14 protein-coding genes are annotated in these 16973 nt (G+C 63.7%); 9 read left to right on the forward strand and 5 right to left on the reverse strand.

Features of this window, described 5'->3' with window-relative positions:
* Positions 1–95 precede the first annotated feature (95 nt).
* The 3 genes from HX812_RS17940 to HX812_RS17950 are packed head-to-tail and all read left to right on the forward strand — an operon-like array spanning position 96 to position 3618.
* Entirely contained in the window at positions 96–1529 is a 1434-nt protein-coding gene (locus tag HX812_RS17940; RefSeq protein ID WP_038845100.1) for a catalase, read from the forward strand.
* A gap of 5 nt (positions 1530–1534) precedes the next feature.
* Positions 1535–2275, forward strand: a complete 741-nt coding sequence (locus tag HX812_RS17945; RefSeq protein WP_038845136.1) for a response regulator — start codon at positions 1535–1537, stop codon at positions 2273–2275.
* Complete coding sequence (locus tag HX812_RS17950) at positions 2272–3618, forward strand: HAMP domain-containing sensor histidine kinase (protein ID WP_038845102.1); 1347 nt, start codon at positions 2272–2274, stop codon at positions 3616–3618. The genes HX812_RS17945 and HX812_RS17950 overlap by 4 nt, the downstream gene beginning before the upstream one ends.
* On the opposite strand, the gene HX812_RS17955 is transcribed toward HX812_RS17950, so the two are convergent.
* Positions 3589–4404, reverse strand: a complete 816-nt coding sequence (locus HX812_RS17955) for a helix-turn-helix transcriptional regulator (protein ID WP_038845104.1) — start codon at positions 4402–4404, stop codon at positions 3589–3591. The genes HX812_RS17950 and HX812_RS17955 overlap by 30 nt on opposite strands.
* 105 nt (positions 4405–4509) lie before the next feature.
* Between HX812_RS17955 and HX812_RS17960 the strand changes: the two genes are divergently transcribed.
* Positions 4510–5724: a CynX/NimT family MFS transporter gene (locus HX812_RS17960; RefSeq protein WP_038845106.1), complete on the forward strand. Its 1215-nt coding sequence runs from the start codon at positions 4510–4512 to the stop codon at positions 5722–5724.
* A gap of 90 nt (positions 5725–5814) precedes the next feature.
* On the forward strand, positions 5815–8685 hold the full coding sequence (locus HX812_RS17965) for a winged helix-turn-helix domain-containing protein (protein WP_038845108.1): 2871 nt from the start codon (positions 5815–5817) through the stop codon (positions 8683–8685).
* 7 nt (positions 8686–8692) lie between these two features.
* Here HX812_RS17965 and HX812_RS17970 read toward each other — a convergent pair whose 3' ends face one another.
* Positions 8693–9985 carry an epoxide hydrolase family protein gene (locus HX812_RS17970; RefSeq protein ID WP_038845110.1) on the reverse strand — a complete coding sequence of 431 codons (1293 nt, stop codon included), beginning with the start codon at positions 9983–9985 and terminating at the stop codon, positions 8693–8695.
* 173 nt (positions 9986–10158) lie between these two features.
* Here HX812_RS17970 and HX812_RS17975 point away from each other — a divergent pair, with 173 nt between their 5' ends.
* Positions 10159–11385 (forward strand): MFS transporter, encoded by a 1227-nt coding sequence (locus tag HX812_RS17975; protein WP_050572410.1) that lies wholly within the window; start codon positions 10159–10161, stop codon positions 11383–11385.
* On the opposite strand, the gene HX812_RS17980 is transcribed toward HX812_RS17975, so the two are convergent.
* Positions 11366–12337, reverse strand: a complete 972-nt coding sequence (locus HX812_RS17980; protein WP_038845139.1) for a quinone oxidoreductase — start codon at positions 12335–12337, stop codon at positions 11366–11368. The genes HX812_RS17975 and HX812_RS17980 overlap by 20 nt on opposite strands.
* Before the next feature lie 148 nt (positions 12338–12485).
* Complete coding sequence (locus HX812_RS17985) at positions 12486–12902, reverse strand: organic hydroperoxide resistance protein (protein WP_038845112.1); 417 nt, start codon at positions 12900–12902, stop codon at positions 12486–12488.
* A gap of 197 nt (positions 12903–13099) precedes the next feature.
* On the opposite strand from HX812_RS17985, the gene HX812_RS17990 reads away from it, so the two are divergent.
* From HX812_RS17990 to HX812_RS18000, 3 genes are read left to right on the forward strand one after another with little or no spacing between them, the layout of a single operon-like run.
* Positions 13100–14662, forward strand: coding sequence for a PAS domain-containing sensor histidine kinase (locus HX812_RS17990; protein ID WP_038845114.1), 1563 nt, complete (start codon positions 13100–13102; stop codon positions 14660–14662).
* Positions 14662–15033, forward strand: coding sequence for a response regulator transcription factor (locus HX812_RS17995; RefSeq protein WP_038845116.1), 372 nt, complete (start codon positions 14662–14664; stop codon positions 15031–15033). The genes HX812_RS17990 and HX812_RS17995 overlap by 1 nt, the downstream gene beginning before the upstream one ends.
* A 39-nt stretch (positions 15034–15072) precedes the next feature.
* A complete protein-coding gene (locus HX812_RS18000; protein WP_080642377.1) occupies positions 15073–15738 on the forward strand; it encodes a response regulator transcription factor in 666 nt (221 codons plus the stop codon).
* Position 15739: 1 nt separating this feature from the next.
* Here HX812_RS18000 and HX812_RS18005 read toward each other — a convergent pair whose 3' ends face one another.
* Positions 15740–16948 (reverse strand): cytochrome c biogenesis protein DipZ, encoded by a 1209-nt coding sequence (locus tag HX812_RS18005; protein ID WP_038845118.1) that lies wholly within the window; start codon positions 16946–16948, stop codon positions 15740–15742.
* Positions 16949–16973 lie beyond the last annotated feature (25 nt).

Consider the following 16973-nt stretch of genomic DNA (forward strand, 5'->3'; position numbering starts at 1 on the left):
GTTCAGTGACTCGATACCTACGTGCAATCGCGGTGCCCTGAGGGGTCTGGTTTGATGCTCCCTGACACAACAATCAGAAACAAGGGGACTTGAGCATGAAAAAACTGACGACAGCCGCCGGCGCACCCGTGGTCGACAACAACCATTCGCAAACCGCCGGCCCCCGCGGCCCCGTGTTGTTGCAGGATGTCTGGCTGCTGGAAAAACTGGCGCACTTCGACCGTGAAGTCATCCCCGAGCGCCGCATGCACGCCAAGGGCTCTGGCGCGTTCGGCCGGTTTACCGTCACCCAGGACATCACCCGCTTCACCAAGGCCGACCTGTTTTCCCACGTCGGCAAGACCACGGATGTCTTCGTGCGTTTTTCCACCGTGGCCGGCGAGCGTGGCGCCGCCGATGCCGAGCGGGACATCCGTGGTTTCGCCATCAAGTTCTACACCGAGCAAGGCAACTGGGACCTGGTGGGCAACAACACCCCGGTGTTTTTCCTGCGCGACCCGTTGAAATTTCCCGACCTCAACCACGCCGTCAAACGTGACCCGCGCACCCACATGCGCAGCGCACGCAACAACTGGGATTTCTGGACCCTGCTGCCCGAAGCCCTGCACCAGGTCACGATTGTGATGAGCGACCGAGGGTTGCCGCAGTCCTATCGGCACATGCATGGTTTTGGCAGCCACACCTTCAGCTTTATCAGCCCGGCCAACGAGCGCTTCTGGGTGAAATTCACCTGGAAAACCGCGCAAGGCATCCACAACCTCACCGACGAGCAGGCCAGCCAAGTGGTCGGCGGCGACCGTGAAAGCGCCCAGCGCGACCTGTACACCAGCATCGAAGAAGGCCGCTTCCCGCAATGGACGCTCCACGTGCAAATCATGCCGGAGGTGGATGCCGGCACCTACGCGATCAACCCGTTCGACCTGACCAAAGTCTGGCCGCATCAGGACTACCCGCTGATCGAAGTGGGCGTGCTGGAGCTCAATCGCAACCCCGACAACTACTTCGCCGATGTCGAACAAGCCGCTTTCAACCCCGCCAACGTGGTGCCGGGCATCAGCTTTTCGCCGGATAAGATGCTGCAGGCACGCCTGTTCGCCTATGGCGACGCGCAGCGCTACCGCGTCGGCGTGAACCACCATCAGATCCCGGTGAACGCCCCGCGTTGCCCGGTCAACAGCTACCACCGCGACGGGCAGATGCGCACCGACGGCAATGCCGGCAGCACCCTCGGCTACGAACCCAACAGCCACGCGCAATGGGTGGAGCAACCCGACTTTCGCGAGCCACCGCTGGCCCTGCAAGGCAGCGCTGCGCACTGGAACCATCGCGAAGACACGGACTATTTTTCCCAACCCGGCGCCCTGTTCCGCCTGATGAACGCCGCCCAGCAACAGGCCTTGTTCGACAACACCGCGCGTTCGATCCAGGGCGCCTGCCCCCAGGCCAAAGCGCGCCATATCCAGCACTGCACGCAAGCCGATCCTGCCTATGGCGCGGGTGTTGCCCGCGCCATCGAACTCTTAGGGTGAGCCAGATGGACCATATCGATCACATTATGATTGTCGACGACGATCGTGAGATCCGCGAACTCGTCGGCAATTACCTGAAGAAAAACGGCTTGCGCACCACGGTGGCCTCGGACGGTCGGCAAATGCGCGCCCTGCTCGATGCCACGGCGGTGGACCTGATCGTGCTCGACATCATGATGCCGGGCGACGATGGGTTGGTGCTGTGCCGTGAGTTGCGCGCAGGCAAACACAAAGCCACGCCGATCCTGATGCTGACGGCACGCAATGACGAAACCGACCGCATCATCGGCCTGGAAATGGGCGCCGATGATTACCTGGTCAAACCCTTCGCCGCCCGCGAGCTGCTGGCGCGCATCAACGCCGTATTGCGCCGCACCCGCTCGCTGCCGCCCAACCTGATCGTCAGCGAGGCCAGCCGTCTGCTGGCCTTCGGCAAATGGCGGCTGGACACTACCGCGCGTCACCTGATGGACGCCCAGGGCACTATCGTCAACCTGAGCGGCGGCGAATACCGCCTGTTGCGGGTCTTTGTCGACCACCCCCAGCGTGTGCTGAGCCGCGATCAATTGCTCAACCTCACCCAGGGCCGCGATGCCGACCTGTTCGACCGCTCCATCGACTTGCTGGTCAGCCGCCTGCGCCAGCGCCTGCTGGATGACGCGCGCGACCCGGCCTACGTCAAGACGGTGCGCAGTGAAGGCTATGTGTTCACCTACCCGGTGGAAATCCTTGGAGAAGCCTCGTGAAACGGCTGCGCTGGCCGCGCTCCCTGACCTCGCGCCTGACGCTGATCTTTCTGACCAGCCTGGTAATCGCCCACGGGCTTTCGTTCGGGCTGCAGTTTTATGAGCGTTACCAAAGCGCCATGTCGCTGATGCTGGGTAATTTCGAACAAGACATCAGCACCTCAGTGGCCATGCTCGAACGCCTGCCCGCCGAAGAGCGGCAAGCCTGGCTGCCGCGCTTCGAACATGCCACCTATCGCTACCAACTGGATGAAGGCCAGCCTGGCCAGCCGATGGACATGGCCACCGCGCCTGCCTCGGTGCATTCGATGGAGGCCACCCTGGGCCAGGACTACAGCCTGACCTTCAATACCATCCCCGACAAACGCCCGCATTATCAGGCGCACTTGCGCCTGCGCGATGGCACGCCGCTGACCATTGATGTGCGCCCACAAGTCTCACCGCTGTCGCCCTGGCTGCCGCTGTTACTGGGGGTGCAGCTGTTGCTGCTGCTCGGCTGCACCCTCCTGGCCGTGCGCACCGCGATTGAGCCGCTGACGCGCCTGGCCAATGCGGTCGACCGCCTGGACCCCAACGGCGGCGGCGCGCGCCTGGATGAGAACGGCCCCACCGAGGTGGCCTACGCGGCCGTGGCCTTCAATACCCTGCAGGAGCGCATCGCCACCCACATCAAGGAACGCATGCAACTGCTCGCGGCTATTTCCCACGACCTGCAAACCCCGATCACGCGCATGAAACTGCGTGCCGAGTTCATGGAGGAGTCGGTGGAGCGGGAAAAACTCTGGAATGACCTCAGTGAAATGCAGCACCTGGTCCAGGAAGGCGTGGCCTATGCACGCAGCATGGACGGCACCGTCGAGGCCAGTCGCCGGGTCGACCTGCATTCGTTTCTCGACAGCCTGGTGTTCGACTATCAGGACGTCGGCAAACAGGTGGTGCTCACCGCCCCTACCGGGACCGTGATCGACACCCGCCCCCACGCACTGCGCCGGGTGCTGGTGAACCTGGTGGACAACGCGTTGAAGTTCGGCAGCGACGTCACGGTCAACGTCGAGTACCACGCCGACGCGCATCTGTCGATCCAGATCCTTGACCGTGGCCCCGGCATTCCCGAGGCGCAACTGCCCGACGTGGTCAAGCCGTTCTATCGCGTCGAAAGCTCACGCAACCGCACCACCGGCGGCACCGGGCTGGGCCTGGCCATCGCACAGCAACTGGCGCACACCCTGCAAGGCGGCTTGACCCTGTACAACCGCGAGGGCGGCGGGTTGTGCGCGCAGTTGCTGCTGCCGCGCTGCCAGTCGCCCATGCCGTCAGTCGCGGACCAGAAAGTCGCGCGGTGAAACGCCGATCGCCCGGCGAAACATCGCACTGAAAGCACTGGCGCTCACATAGCCCAGGTCCTGGGCGATCCGGCCGATGGGCTCGCCATTCTCCAGCCGTTCCAGGGCACAGGCCAGGCGCACCTGCTGCACCCACTGGCGGTAGGTCAGGCCGGTTTCCTTGAGAAACAGGCGGATCAGCGTGCGTGAACTGGCGCCGACCTGGTCGGCCCAATACGCCACCGTATGGGTTTGCCCAGGTGTATCAAGAATCGCGCGGCACACCATCAGCAGTCGGCGGTCGAGCGGCCACGGGATCTGCAACGGCAAGGTGCGCGCGGCGGCCAGTTCGCTGAGGATCAGCGCCACCACGTGGCTATTGCGACCTTCCAGTTCGTACTCGATCGGCTCATTGGCCAGCACCAGAATCAGCTCGCGCAACAGCAGCGAAACATCGACGATACGGCACCGGTCACCGAAACCGGCGGCCGCGTCGGCCTGGATATAGATTGAGCGCATCTGCACCGGCGTCAGCATCAGTTGATCGTGTTCTTCTTCGGCGGGAATCCACAGTGCCCGTTTGGGCGGCAAGAACCACAGGCTGCCCTGGGCAACGGCGCGCATCACCCCACTGACCGCATACAACAACTGGCCGTGGCGGTGGGTGTGCGGCGCGTTGTAGGCGCCGGCCGCCTGGTTGCGCACCAGAGCCATGAGCACACGGGGCACGTCCTGGTAATCCAGGTAGTCCTCACTGCGTCCGTTCAGCTCGGCAGGCTTACCGACGGTGCGGGCATCTTGTTTCATGGTGGGCTCATCGCTTTGTCACTTTGTCGATATAAGCTGGCATTTGTCGATTCTTGCACATTGCTACGATCGGTTCGACTTCCACGACCCGAAGAGCCCGTCGACATGACCTCCACCGACAAGCACAGCCTGGCAGCCGTCCTCGGCCTGTTGGTGCTGTCCATCGCCCTGCGCCCCGCCATCGTATCCATCGGGCCGATCCTGCTGTTGATTCAGGACCAGTATGGGTTGAGCTTTACCCAGGCGGCGCTGCTGACGTCGATCCCGGACGTGTGCATGGGTGTGCTCGCCCTGCTTGCGCCAGGCTTGAGCCGACGCTTTGGGTCAGACCGCTGCATGATTGCGGCCCTGGTGCTGATCGGCGCCGCGTGCCTGTTGCGGGCGGTCTCGCCGAATGCCGCGCTGCTGCTGCTGAACACCTTTGTGATCAGTGTAGGCATCGCCATCGCCGGCGCGTTGATGGGGGGCTGGATCAAAACCCACTTTGCCCACCGTCCGGCGTTTTTCATGGGTATTTATGCCGCAGGCTTGAGTGTCGGGGCCACCCTTTCTGCACTGTTCACCGCGCCCATCACCGAACTTGCCCACAGCTGGCGGGTAGGCGCCGGTGTATGGAGCCTGTTGAGCGTCACGGCGGTGATCAGCTGGGTGTGGATGGCCCGACGTTTCGCGGCCGGCGCGCCCCGGCTGGCGCCAGCACCGGCCCGGTCGATCCGGCTGCCGTGGCGCAATCCCCAGGCTTGGCTGGTGGCGCTGTACTTCGGTGCCAGCCAGTTTGTGGTCTATGCCCTGTTCGCCTGGCTGGCCCCGTCCTCCACGGAAACCGCCGTCACCCACCTGTCCGCCGGCACCTTGTTGGGGCTGTTCACCGCGGTGTTCGCGGTTGCCAGCGTCGGCGCCGGCCTGATCCCCGGCAAGGCCCATGACCGTCGCGGCCTGCTGGCCGTCTGCACATTGATCGCGCTGGTGGGCACCGCCGGCATGGCGTTTGCGCCGACGGCCTGGCCTACGCTGTACGTGTTGCTGGTGGCGATCGGCCTGGGCATGGCGTTCACCGTGGGCATGACGCTGCCACTGGACAATGCCAGCAGCCCTGCACAAGCCGGTGCCTGGACGGTATTCATGCTGTTTATCGGCTACCTGGTGGCCGCCTTGGGCCCGCTGTGTTTCGGTGCACTGCGCGACCACAGCGGCAACTACAGCCTGGCCTACGCCATGCTGTTTGCCGTGCTGGTCTTCATGCTGTGCCTGACGCCGATGCTCAAACCGGCCCAAACCAACGCCCCCGCGCCCCATGCGGCCGAGGTTGTACGGACTTGAACCAACACTGGGATCTCCTATCATGCTCAGACCGAGACAGGGTTCCAACACCCTTGAATACACCCTCCCCTTTTCGAGAGCGTGATAACCGTGGAGTCCGCCCCTGACGACCTGCATGAGGCCGCGAGCCTGGATTTTGCCTTCGGCCCTTTTCGCGTGGTTCCGGGCAAACGCTTGCTCACGAAAGATGGCGCGGCACTGGATATCGGCGGTCGTGCCCTCGACCTGCTGATCGCCCTACTCGAACGTCCAGGACGCGTGGTGTCCAAGCGTGAACTGATCAGCCTGGTGTGGCCCGACATCATCGTCGAAGAAGGCAGCCTGCGTTTTCACATGACCGGGCTGCGTCGCATTCTGGGCGATGGCGAAGACGGTGCGCGCTATATCAACACCCAAGTCGGCGTTGGCTACGCGTTCGTCGCGCCGATGGAGCGCACTGCCCGACCATTGCCTGCCGCGCACAGCCGCCCTCGAGTGGCCAATGGCGTCGGCCGCCTGCCGCCGCGCCCCAGCCTGATCGGGCGCCACGCCGATGTGGCGCTGGTGATGGAGCGGCTGCGACAGCCCAAGCTGTTCACCATCGTCGGCCCAGGCGGCGTGGGCAAGACCAGCCTGGCCGTGGAAACCGGCCACTGCCACGCAGAGGAAGACGCCGTGCACTTCGTCGACCTGGCCCAGGTCGAGGATGCGGGCTTGGTGCCCATCGCCCTCGCCAGCGCACTGGGTATTGCGGTGCAGGCCGAAGAACCGATGCAGGTGTTACTCGCCCACCTGCGGGCGCAACGGTTGCTGCTGATCATCGACAACTGCGAACACCTGATCGATGCGGTCTGCGCAATCGTTGAGCAGATCCAGGATACGGCCCCGGGCGTGGCCCTCCTCGCCACCAGTCGCGAACCGCTGCGGGCACGTGGCGAGCACGTGTATCGGCTCGACCCGCTGGCCTTTCCCAGCCAGTTGCAGGACTTGAGCGTTGAACAACTGCTGGGATTTCCCGCCGTGCAACTGTTTGTCGAGCGCGTGTACGCCAGCAATGCCGCACTGGCCCTGGCACCCGGCGATGCACGTCTGATTGCCGACATGTGCCAACGCCTGGAAGGCATGGCGCTGCCCATCGAATTGGCGGCGGTGCGTGTGGCGGTGCATGGCGTACACGCCACTCACGCCCTGCTCGGCGAGCGCTTTTCCCTGGGATGGGCCGGCCGCAGGACCGCGCTGCCACGGCATCAGACGCTGCGCGCAATGCTGGACTGGAGTTACGACCTGCTCTCGGCCAATGAACGCCTGGTGTTCGAGCGGCTGGCGGCGTTTGTCGGTCCGTTTGCCCTGGAGGCGGCCTCGCACATTGCCGCCGACGACTGGATCGACCCCGTCAGCGTGGCCGCCACCCTGGATGAGCTAGCCGCCAAGGGCCTGGTCACCGTGAACCGCAGCAACGCCACGACCTCTTACCGCTTACTGGAAATGACCCGCGCCTATGCACGGGAAAAACTCCAAGTGCGGGGCCCATCCGAGGTGCACGCCCTGGCCTTCAGGCACGCGGCCTACCATATGGAGCAGCTCAAGCACCTGGGCGACACCCCTCACGCCATCTTCGCCAGCGCCACGCGGCTGGGCTGCCAGTTGGGCAATATCCGCAGCGCGCTGGAGTGGAGCTTCGGCCCCCAGGGCGATCCCGGCCTGGCTCTGCCGCTGGCGGCAGCGAGTGCGCAACTGTTCCTGCATTTTTCCCTGTTGGTGGAGTGCCGCACCTGGTGCACCCGCGCCACCGAATTGCTGGAACTCGGCTACTTCGGCACGCCCACCGAAATGGAACTGCAGGCCGCCCTGGGCCTGGTGCTGATGTTCACCAAGGGCAATAGCGCCGCCGCAGAAAAAGCCCTGCTACGCGCCCTGGACATTGCCGTGAGCCTTGGCGAGCACCGCTCGCAACTGCGCCTTTTGGGGCGTTTACAGATTTTCTACGAACGCATTGGTGACTTTAAGGCATCCCTGGCCTGGGCCGAACGCGCCGTGGAGATCGGCGCAGTGATCGGCAAGCCGGAAGCCATCGCGGTGGCCGCCTCCCTTGCGGGCATCTGTTATCACTTGCTGGGGGACCAGGCGTTGGCGCGCCACGCGTTGGAAAACTCCCTGCGCAACAGCGTGCCGTCGCAGCGCAGCCTGACCATTCACTATGGCTTCGACCATCGCAACCGCACCGGCCTGGCCCTGGCGCGCACCCTGTGGCTGATGGGCTTTCCCGACCAGGCCAGGCAAGGCGCCCAGCAGGTCGAAACCGAAGCCGCCGCGCTGGACCATGCAACCACTCATTGCATTGCGCTAGTCTGGACCCTGCAGATTTACATCTGGACCGGTGACCTGCACACCGCTGCCGAGCGCCTGCACACCTTCAAGTCCATTGCCGAGGCCAACGCCTTCGGCCCCTATATCGCCGCAGCCATGGGCTTTGGCGCGGCGGTCGCGATCCGCGCAGGCCAGCCCGGCAATGCCGTCGCCGTCCTTGAGGAAACCCTGGCGCGCCTGCACGGCATGCGCTACGAATTGCTGACCACCTCCTTCGAGATCGCCCTGGCCGAGGGCTTGATGCTGGAGGGGCAATTTGAAAAGGCCCTGGCACAAGTGAAGGCGACCATCGAACACTGCCGACACAGTGGCGATACCTTCCCCCTGCCGGAACTGCTGCGTCTCCAGGCCAGCATTCATAAGGCACAAGTGCCCGGCGACAACCAACGGCCTGAGACACTGCTGGAAGAATCCTTGAGCCTGAGTCAGCAGCAAGGCTCACGCAGTTGGGCGTTGCGCAGTGCCATCGACCTGGCCGCGCTGTGGCAGGCGCAAGGTCGCGGCAGTGAGGCCCAGCGTTTGCTGGGCCAACACCGCGAGCAGTTTTCGGAAGGCTTCGACACCCAGGACCTGCGCCTGTTACAGACGCGCCTGGACGATGCTCAACACGCCTGAAGAAGCCTCAGGGCTTGGCCGAAGGGCGCAATGGGCGAAAGGCTTCGCGCAGTTCCTCGCTGAACAGTTGCGGCTGTTCCCAGGCGGCAAAATGCCCGCCTTTGCTGACCTGGCTGTAGTAGGACAGCGAGGGATAAGCGCGCTGGGCCCAGGATTTCGGCGCCTGGTAAATCTCGCGGGGGAACACGGTAATGCCGACCGGAACCTTGATGGTGTCGGTCTTCTGCGCCGCAGCGCTGAAGTTATTGTTGTTGTTCTCCCAATAGAAACGCGAAGACGCCGCACCGCTGTTGGTCAGCCAATACAGGCTGATGTCGTCGAGCATTTCATCACGACTGAGCACACGCTCGGGCTTGCCATCACTGTCGGTCCAGGCGGCGAATTTCTCGTACATCCAGGCGGCCGTACCGGCCGGCGAGTCGGCCAGCAGATAGCCGATGGTTTGTGGGCGAGTGACCATCATCGCGCCATACGCCGCGTTGCGCCCAAAGAAAGTACTCAACGCGTTGTAGGCTGTGCGCTCAGGTTCGGTGAGGTTAGCGGGCGCCGGTTCGCCACTGTTGATCGGTTTGACCAGTTCAGGCGGCACGGTGGCCGGCATATTCAGGTGAATGCCGAGCAAACCGGGGGGCGCCAGGCGGCCCAGCGCGTCGGAGATCACCGAGCCATGGTCGCCGCCCTGGGACACGTAATGGCTGTAGCCCAGGCGTTTCATCAGCACATCCCAGGCCTTGGCGACCCGGTCCGGGCCCCAGCCTAGCTCGGTGGGCTTGCCGGAAAACCCATGGCCGGGGATCGACGGAATCACCACGTCGAAAGAATCTTCGACCCGGCCCCCATAGGCGACCGGGTCGGTCAGCGGGCCGATGGTCTTGAGGAATTCAAATTGAGAACCCGGCCACCCGTGGGTAAGAATCAACGGCAGCGCGTTCGGATTGCGCGAGCGCACATGAATGAATTGGATGTCGACCCCGTCGATGGTGGTCATGAACTCAGGCAGCGCATTGAGCTTGGCCTCGGCCTTGCGCCAGTCGTAGCCATTGCCCCAGTACTTGACCAGTGCCTGTACCTGCGCCAATTGCACGCCCTGGGAGGTGTCGTTGACGGTTTCCTGGTCGGGCCAGCGGGTGGCGGCGATGCGTTTATGCAGGTCGGTCAGTTGGGCTTCATCAACGTGAATGCGGTAAGGACGGATGGCGTCGGTGGCCGCCCACGCGGCCTGGCTGCCGGCGAGCAGCGCCAGGCCAAGCAACGAGGCCCGGCAGCGAAGCCGCAGGTAATGGGACGAAGCTGCAAGCATGATGAATCTCCTGTCGTGGCACTGCGCCCTGGTGGCCCGTGCAAGACCGATCAGACCATCGGCGTTTGCCACGCACGATTGCACGTAGGTGTCGGTCGATACCTTTGTATGACTTGCCAGCAGAGGCGCCCGATGCTGCCATCCACCCTCGATAAACAAAGGACCCAACGCCAATGAGTGGGCAGGCAATCAGTGCGGCAACACCGGGCATTGCGACACGGCGCGCTGCGTGGACCGTGGTGGGGCTGTGCTTGCTGTTCAATGTGATCGATGGCCTGGACGCCATGGCCATGGCATTCACCGCCAGCCGCGTCGCGGCGCAGTGGTCATTGAGCGCGGCGCAAATCGGCCTGCTGCTCAGCGCCAGCCTGGTAGGCATGGCCTGCGGCTCGCTGGGGGCTGCGCCGATGGCCAACCGGCATGGACGCCGCCGGGTGTTGCTGGCGAGCCTGATGCTCAGCGGCGTGACCATGGTGCTGTGTTTCTGGAGCCAGAGTTATTGCACGTTGCTGTGCCTGCGCTTGCTCACGGGAATCGGCGTAGGCGCGGTGTTGGTGGGCGCCAATGTCCTGACCCACGACCATGCACCGTCCACCCGTCGCAGCCTGGCAATTGCCTTGCAATCGGTGGCCTTTGCGCTGGGCGCCACCTTGGGTGGGGTGCTGGCCCATCTGCTGAATGACGGGCTCGGTTGGCGTTATGTGTTCCTGGCAGGGGGCGGCCTGACGCTGTTGGTCGGCGTGGCCGGCGTGCTGTGGTTGCGCGAATCCGCGTCGCAGGTGGCGCTGGCGGCCGAGCGGCCAGGCCAAGGTTATCGCGGCCTATTCAGCCATGGACGCTGGGCATCGACCTGCGCCTTGGCCTGCGTATGCTTTTTGCTGATGTTCGGGTTTTATTTTGTAATGAGCTGGACCCCCATGCTGCTGACCCATAGCGGTTTTTCCGCACGCCACGGCATCACCGGCGGCATGTTGCTCACGGTTGGTGGCATGTTCGGTGCGCTGCTGTTGGGCTTGGGTGCAAATCGCTGGGGCTGCAACCGGTTGCTGTGCATGTGCCTGCTGCTCAATGCCGTGCTGATGCTGCTGATGGTGACGGCCACGCGCGTACCGCTGCTGGCGATTGCCACGGGGTTCACGGCCGGCCTGTTGCTCTATGCCGCCATTGCCGCGCTGTTTGTGCTCGCGCCCCAGGCGTTCGACAGCGCCGAACGTACGCGCGGCGTGGGCCTGGTGCTGGCCACGGGAAGGCTGGGGGCAATTGTGTCGCCCACATTCGCCGGTGTACTGCTCGACGCCCAATGGCGTCCCCAGGATCTGTTTACCTTCTATGCGAGCAGCCAATTGCTGGCTGCCCTGCTGATCTGGCGCCGCCGCCAGCCTAGGCGTGAGGCAGGATAATCAGCTTGCCGGTGCTGCGGCGTGACTCGATATCCCGATGCGCCTGGTGCGCCTGCGCCAATGAATAATGCTGGCCGATGTTCACCTTGAGCCTTCCAGTGCTCACCCAGGTGAACAACTGCTGCGCGCGGGCCAGCAAGGTCTCGCGGTTGCGCACATGGTGCATCACCACCGGGTAGGTCAGCTTGACGCTGCGCGGGATGGAAAAGATATCGATCGGCGCAATCGGGTCCATGAACGGGCCGAACAGGGCCAAGGTGCCGAAGTAATCCAGCAGATTGAGTGACTCGCTGAAACCTTCATTTCCGGTGCCGTCATACACCACATTTACCGCGTGCTTGCCCACCAGGCGTTCGACCTGGCCGGCGATATGCCCGGCGTGCCCGATCACCACGTAATCGGCGCCGGCCGCCAATACGCTGTCAACCTTGTCGGCATGGGAAACCCGGCCAATCGCCTGGCCGCCGAGCAGCTTGACCATCTGCGTCAGCATCAGCCCCACGCCCCCCGCCGCAGCGTGGATAAACGCCACGTCGCCCTTCTGGATGGCATGCACGTCAAACACCAGGTTGCTCGCGGTAAGGCCTTGCATCATCAGGCCGGCGGCGGTTTCGAAGCCGATGTCATCGGGCAACGGCACCAATTGGCTGACCGGGGCGATGACCTGTTGCGCATAGCTGCCAGGCACGTAATACCAGGCCACCCGATCACCGGGTGCTACCTCAGTCACCTGCGGCCCGACGGCCAGCACCACGCCTGCGCCTTCTGCGCCCAGCGTCAGCGGCAACGAGCTGGCGGCGCCGAGGCCTCGGCGCGCGCCGGTATCCATGAAATTCACCCCGGCGGCCATGACCTGGACCAGTGCCTGCCCAGGCCCCGGCCGGGCCAGTGAAACCTCTTGCACGGCCAAGACTTCGGGGCCGCCAAATGCGTTGATCATCACCGCTTTCATCGTGTTCACAGCCTTCAACATCCGTCAGCGTCGGATGACGCCAAACCTGCCGCCATGCTGTGCAGCGCGTGTATCTGCGACATGTCGGCAAAGCGGCGGGTTTGAATGGCTGTGTAACGTCAGCCGCGCTGGATACAGTGGCTTACCTTCACACCAGGTTGAGCACCACATCGATGTTGCCACGCACCGCCTTGGAGTACGGGCATGTCTGGTGGGCACCTTCAATCAGCGCCAGCGCCACATTCCGCTCCAAGCCTGGCAGGCTGACGTTCAAGCGTGCCCGCAGGAAGTAAGCATCGCCCTCCATGCACAGGTCGACTTCAGCATCGATGGCCACATCAGCCGGCAGCTCGACCTTCAATTTGCGCGCCGCCAAACCCAGGGCGCCGTTGAAACAGGCCGACCAGCCGGACGCAAACAATTGCTCGGGGTTGGTGCCGGTGCCTTTGGAGCCCGGTGGGGAATGGAGAATGTCCAGGCGCCCATCGTCGCTTCGCGAGGTGCCTCCATCGCGGGCACCGGTGGTGTGGACTTTGGCGGTGTAGAGTACTTGTTTGGCGGTCATGGCAGAGCTCCGGGAAATTGAGGAAAGCGCACTCGGGATGCGCGGCTCAATCAAAACAGAACCCGTGCCCGCCATCGATAACACGATGGTATCGTTTGCCTGCCCGCCAGCGTGGGCATGCGACACCTAAGTATGATGGGCGAACTGCCGCCCACAGGGCATTCTCTGCGCACGGCGCCTGTCACTAGAGAACCGGTATGTCGAATGAATTCGATCGCGTCGTCGATGCACTGCCTGGGGTGGCCTTCACCGCCCTGGCGGACGGCAGCGTCGACTACGTCAACCAAGGCTGGTGCGCCTACACCGGACGCAGTGCCAGCGCAGCCATCGGCTGCGGTTGGCAGGCGGCCGTGCATCCGGACGACCTGCAGACCACGCTCAACGCCTGGCGCGAGGCGGTACGCAGTGGCGAGCCCTATCGCAAGGAACTGCGCCTGCGCCAGGCGGACGGTGCCTACCGCTGGTTTGTCAGTGACGGCAAGCCGATGCGCGACAGCCAGGGCCGGATCCTGCGCTGGTGGGTGATCAGCGTGGACATCAACGAGCAAAAGCGCGACAAAGCCTTGATCGCCCATGCACTGGCCGAAGTCAGCGCCTCGGAAGACCGCCTCAGCAACATCATCAACGCTATTCCAGGGTTTGTCTGGAGCGCGGCGCCCGACGGCAGTGTCGGCTTCGTCAACCAGCGCTGGTGCGACTACACCGGCATGAGCCTGGACGAAGCGCGCGGCGATGGTTGGGCGCGCTCGGTCCACCCCGACGACGCCGAGCAACTGGCCCACTATTGGGGCGCCCTGCTGCAGTCGGGCGAAGCCGGAGAGTACGAGGCGCGGTTGCGCCGCTTCGACGGCGACTACCGCTGGTTCCTGGTGCGCGCGGTACCGCAACGCGATGCGTGGGGCGTGGTGCTGCGCTGGTACGGCGAGAACACCGATATCGAAGACCGCAAGCGCGCCGAAATGCTCGCGGCGAGCATCGCCATCGAACGCCGGTTATCCGAAGAAACCCTGAGCAAGGCGCGCTCGGAGCTGGCGCACCTGGCACGTGTGGCGAGCCTGAGCACCGTCACCGCCTCGATTGCCCACGAAGTCAATCAGCCGCTGGCCGGCATCATCACCAATGCCAGCACCTGCCTGCGCATGTTGGGCGCCGACCCGCCGAATGTCAGCGGTGCCCTGGAGACCGCACGGCGTACCATTCGCGATGGCAACCGCGCCGCCGAGGTGATCAATCGCCTGCGCGCGCTCTTTTCGAAGAAATGCATCACCCTCGAACCAGTCGATTTGAACGAGGCGGCACAGGAGGTCATCGCCATGCTGCTGGGCGAGTTGCAACGCAATGACGTGAAGCTGATCCCGGCATTTGCCGATGCCCTGCCCACCGTCAAGGCCGACCGCGTGCAGCTGCAACAAGTGATCCTCAACCTGATCCTCAATGCCACCGAGGCGATGAACACCATGACGGGTGGTTCGCGGCACCTGCATGTCACCACCGGGCTGGACGAACACCAGGGCGTCTACCTTGCCGTGAAGGACAACGGCAATGGTTTCGACCCGCAGGATGCCGAGCGCCTGTTCCAGGCGTTCTACACCACCAAGACCACCGGCATGGGCATTGGGCTGTCCATCAGTCGCTCCATTATCGAGCGCCACGATGGCGTGTTGTGGGCCACCGCCCATGACGGCCCCGGAGCCACTTTCCAATTTGCCCTGCCGAGCATGACCGACCAGGATGCCGACTCGACCAAGGAGGGAATCTGATGGAACAGCCTGTTCTTATTGCGGTTGTCGATGATGACGAATCGGTGCGCGAATCCCTGCCGGACCTGCTCCGGGAGTTCGGTTTTGCGGTCGAAGCGTTTTCCTCGGCGCCAGCGTTCCTGGCATCGCCCCATGTGGCGGGCACGCGCTGCCTGATCCTCGATGTGGCGATGCCAGGTATGTCCGGCCCGGAAATGCACGCCACCCTCCAACTGCGCGGCCATGCCATTCCGGTGATTTTTATCACTGCCCATGGCGATACCGGCGACCGGCTGAAACTGATGCGCACCGGCGTGGTGGACTGCCTGATGAAGCCGTTCAGCGAAGCGCAATTGCTCAAAGCGCTGAGCGCGGCCTTTCCAGTCGACTGAACCGCTCCGGCAGGGAGCTATCTTGAAGGAGCTATCATGATGTATTCGACTCACCCCAGTGCCCATGCACGCAGAGCCGCGCCGATGACCGACACCCAGCCGATCGTATTCGTTGTCGATGACGATGTTTCCGTGCGCGAATCCCTGGAGCTGCTGATCCGGTTCGCCCAGTGGCAGCCCCGGCTGTTCGAATCGGCCCAGGCGTTTCTGAGCCAGCCGCGTACAGACGTGCCCACCTGCCTGGTGCTGGACATCAACCTGCCCGACCTCAACGGCCTGGACCTGCAAGCCGCCATCGCCAACGAACGCCCGGACACACCGATCATTTTCATCACCGGCTACGGCGATATCCCTTTGACGGTGCGCGCCATGAAGGCGGGGGCGGTAGAGTTCCTGACCAAGCCGTTCAATGATGATGTGCTGTTGACCGCGATTGCCGGTGCCCTCGAAAAGAGCCGCACCCTGCTGGACCAACAGGATCAATTGCGTGTCCTGCGGGCGGCCTACGCCACCCTGACGCCACGGGAGCAGGAGGTGATGACAAGGGTCGTCGCGGGGCATATGAACAAAGTCATTGCCAGCGACCTGGCGATCAGCGAGATCACGGTCAAGGCCCATCGGGGCAAGGCAATGCGCAAAATGAAGGCCCGCTCGTTGCCGGACCTGGTCAAGATGGCGGCTTTGCTGGCAAAGCCGCTGCATTGAGTCACTGAGGGGCCTTCGCCTCGTTCAACAGCGTCTGGATCATCTGCTCCTGCGCCTCATAACGACCTTCGCCAAAATGGGTGTAACGCACTTGCCCCTTGGCGTCGACCAGGTAATGGGCGGGCCAGTACTGGTTGTCGAAGTTGCGCCAGATCGCGTAGTTGTTGTCGATGGCCACCGGGTAGGTGATACCCAGCTTGCGCACCTGGTCCTTGACGTTGCCGATGATGCGCTCGTAACCGTATTCCGGGGTGTGGACGCCGATCACCACCAAGCCGTCCTTCTCGTATTTCTTCGCCCATTGCTTCACATACGGCAGCGTGTGCTGGCAGTTGATGCAGTCATAGGTCCAGAAATCCACCAGCACCACTTTGCCTTTCAAGGACTCGCGGGTGAGTTCCGGTGAGTTGAGCCACTCGACCGCGCCGGCCAGCGACGGCATGGCGCCTTGGGCATTGTCCTGGGCCGGGTCGGCCTTGACCTTGCTCACCACGTAATCCACCACCTTGGGCACGTTTTCCAGCACGCCTTTTTCCAGGCTGCTGACCCCTTCGGACGAAGTGCCTGCCAGCAGGGTCTTGTCCGCTCCGGTGGAAATCACCACCGCCGCCGCCAGCACCGCCACCCCAGCCCCACGGCGCAGCCAGCCAGTCACCGGAATGGACGCCTTGAGTCGATTGACCAGGCCACGCCCGGCAAAAATCAGCGCGCCCAGGGACAAGGCGCTGCCCAGGCCGTAGGCCACCAGCAACAGGCTGGTCTGCGCATTGGCGCCTTGCAGCATCGCGCTGGTCAGGATCACTCCCAGGATCGGCCCCGCGCACGGCGCCCACAGCAGGCCTGTGGCGACGCCGATCATCAACGACTTCAGCGGACCGGACAGCGTGCGGCTGTCAGGATCGATACGGTTGCCCAACAACACGAAGGGCCGCGCCAGCCAGCCACCGACCCGCGCCGAGATCAGCGACAGCGCAAACAGACCCATCACGATCAGTGCCACATGGCGGCCGGTGTTATTGGCCTGTATCACCCATTCGGTGCTGACCACGGCCAGGCTGGAAATCAGCGCGAAGGTCAGGACCATGCCGCCGAGGGTCAACAGGATCGAACGGCGGGTGCGGTCGACGCCGGCGAACAGAAACGGCACCACCGGCAGGATACAGGGGCTGAGGACGGTCAGGATGCCGCCCAGGAATGCGATGAGTAGCATGGTGTTTACCTTATCGAGTGGGGAG

Origin of the sequence: Pseudomonas sp. IPO3749, from assembly GCF_013386605.1 — a bacterium.
GTDB classification, from domain to species: Bacteria; Pseudomonadota; Gammaproteobacteria; order Pseudomonadales; family Pseudomonadaceae; genus Aquipseudomonas; species Aquipseudomonas azotoformans_A.

What these genes read in the sequence shown, in the direction of transcription:
- HX812_RS17940 (WP_038845100.1), top strand. Translation starts at nt 96, where the DNA reads ATGAAAAAACTGACGACAGCCGCCGGCGCACCCGTGGTCGACAACAAC.
- HX812_RS17945 (WP_038845136.1), top strand. Translation starts at nt 1,535, where the DNA reads ATGGACCATATCGATCACATTATGATTGTCGACGACGATCGTGAGATC.
- HX812_RS17955 (WP_038845104.1), bottom strand. Translation starts at nt 4,404, where the DNA reads ATGAAACAAGATGCCCGCACCGTCGGTAAGCCTGCCGAGCTGAACGGA.
- HX812_RS17960 (WP_038845106.1), top strand. Translation starts at nt 4,510, where the DNA reads ATGACCTCCACCGACAAGCACAGCCTGGCAGCCGTCCTCGGCCTGTTG.
- HX812_RS17970 (WP_038845110.1), bottom strand. Translation starts at nt 9,985, where the DNA reads ATGCTTGCAGCTTCGTCCCATTACCTGCGGCTTCGCTGCCGGGCCTCG.
- HX812_RS17975 (WP_050572410.1), top strand. Translation starts at nt 10,159, where the DNA reads ATGAGTGGGCAGGCAATCAGTGCGGCAACACCGGGCATTGCGACACGG.
- HX812_RS17980 (WP_038845139.1), bottom strand. Translation starts at nt 12,337, where the DNA reads ATGAAAGCGGTGATGATCAACGCATTTGGCGGCCCCGAAGTCTTGGCC.
- HX812_RS17985 (WP_038845112.1), bottom strand. Translation starts at nt 12,902, where the DNA reads ATGACCGCCAAACAAGTACTCTACACCGCCAAAGTCCACACCACCGGT.
- HX812_RS17990 (WP_038845114.1), top strand. Translation starts at nt 13,100, where the DNA reads ATGTCGAATGAATTCGATCGCGTCGTCGATGCACTGCCTGGGGTGGCC.
- HX812_RS17995 (WP_038845116.1), top strand. Translation starts at nt 14,662, where the DNA reads ATGGAACAGCCTGTTCTTATTGCGGTTGTCGATGATGACGAATCGGTG.
- HX812_RS18000 (WP_080642377.1), top strand. Translation starts at nt 15,073, where the DNA reads ATGTATTCGACTCACCCCAGTGCCCATGCACGCAGAGCCGCGCCGATG.
- HX812_RS18005 (WP_038845118.1), bottom strand. Translation starts at nt 16,948, where the DNA reads ATGCTACTCATCGCATTCCTGGGCGGCATCCTGACCGTCCTCAGCCCC.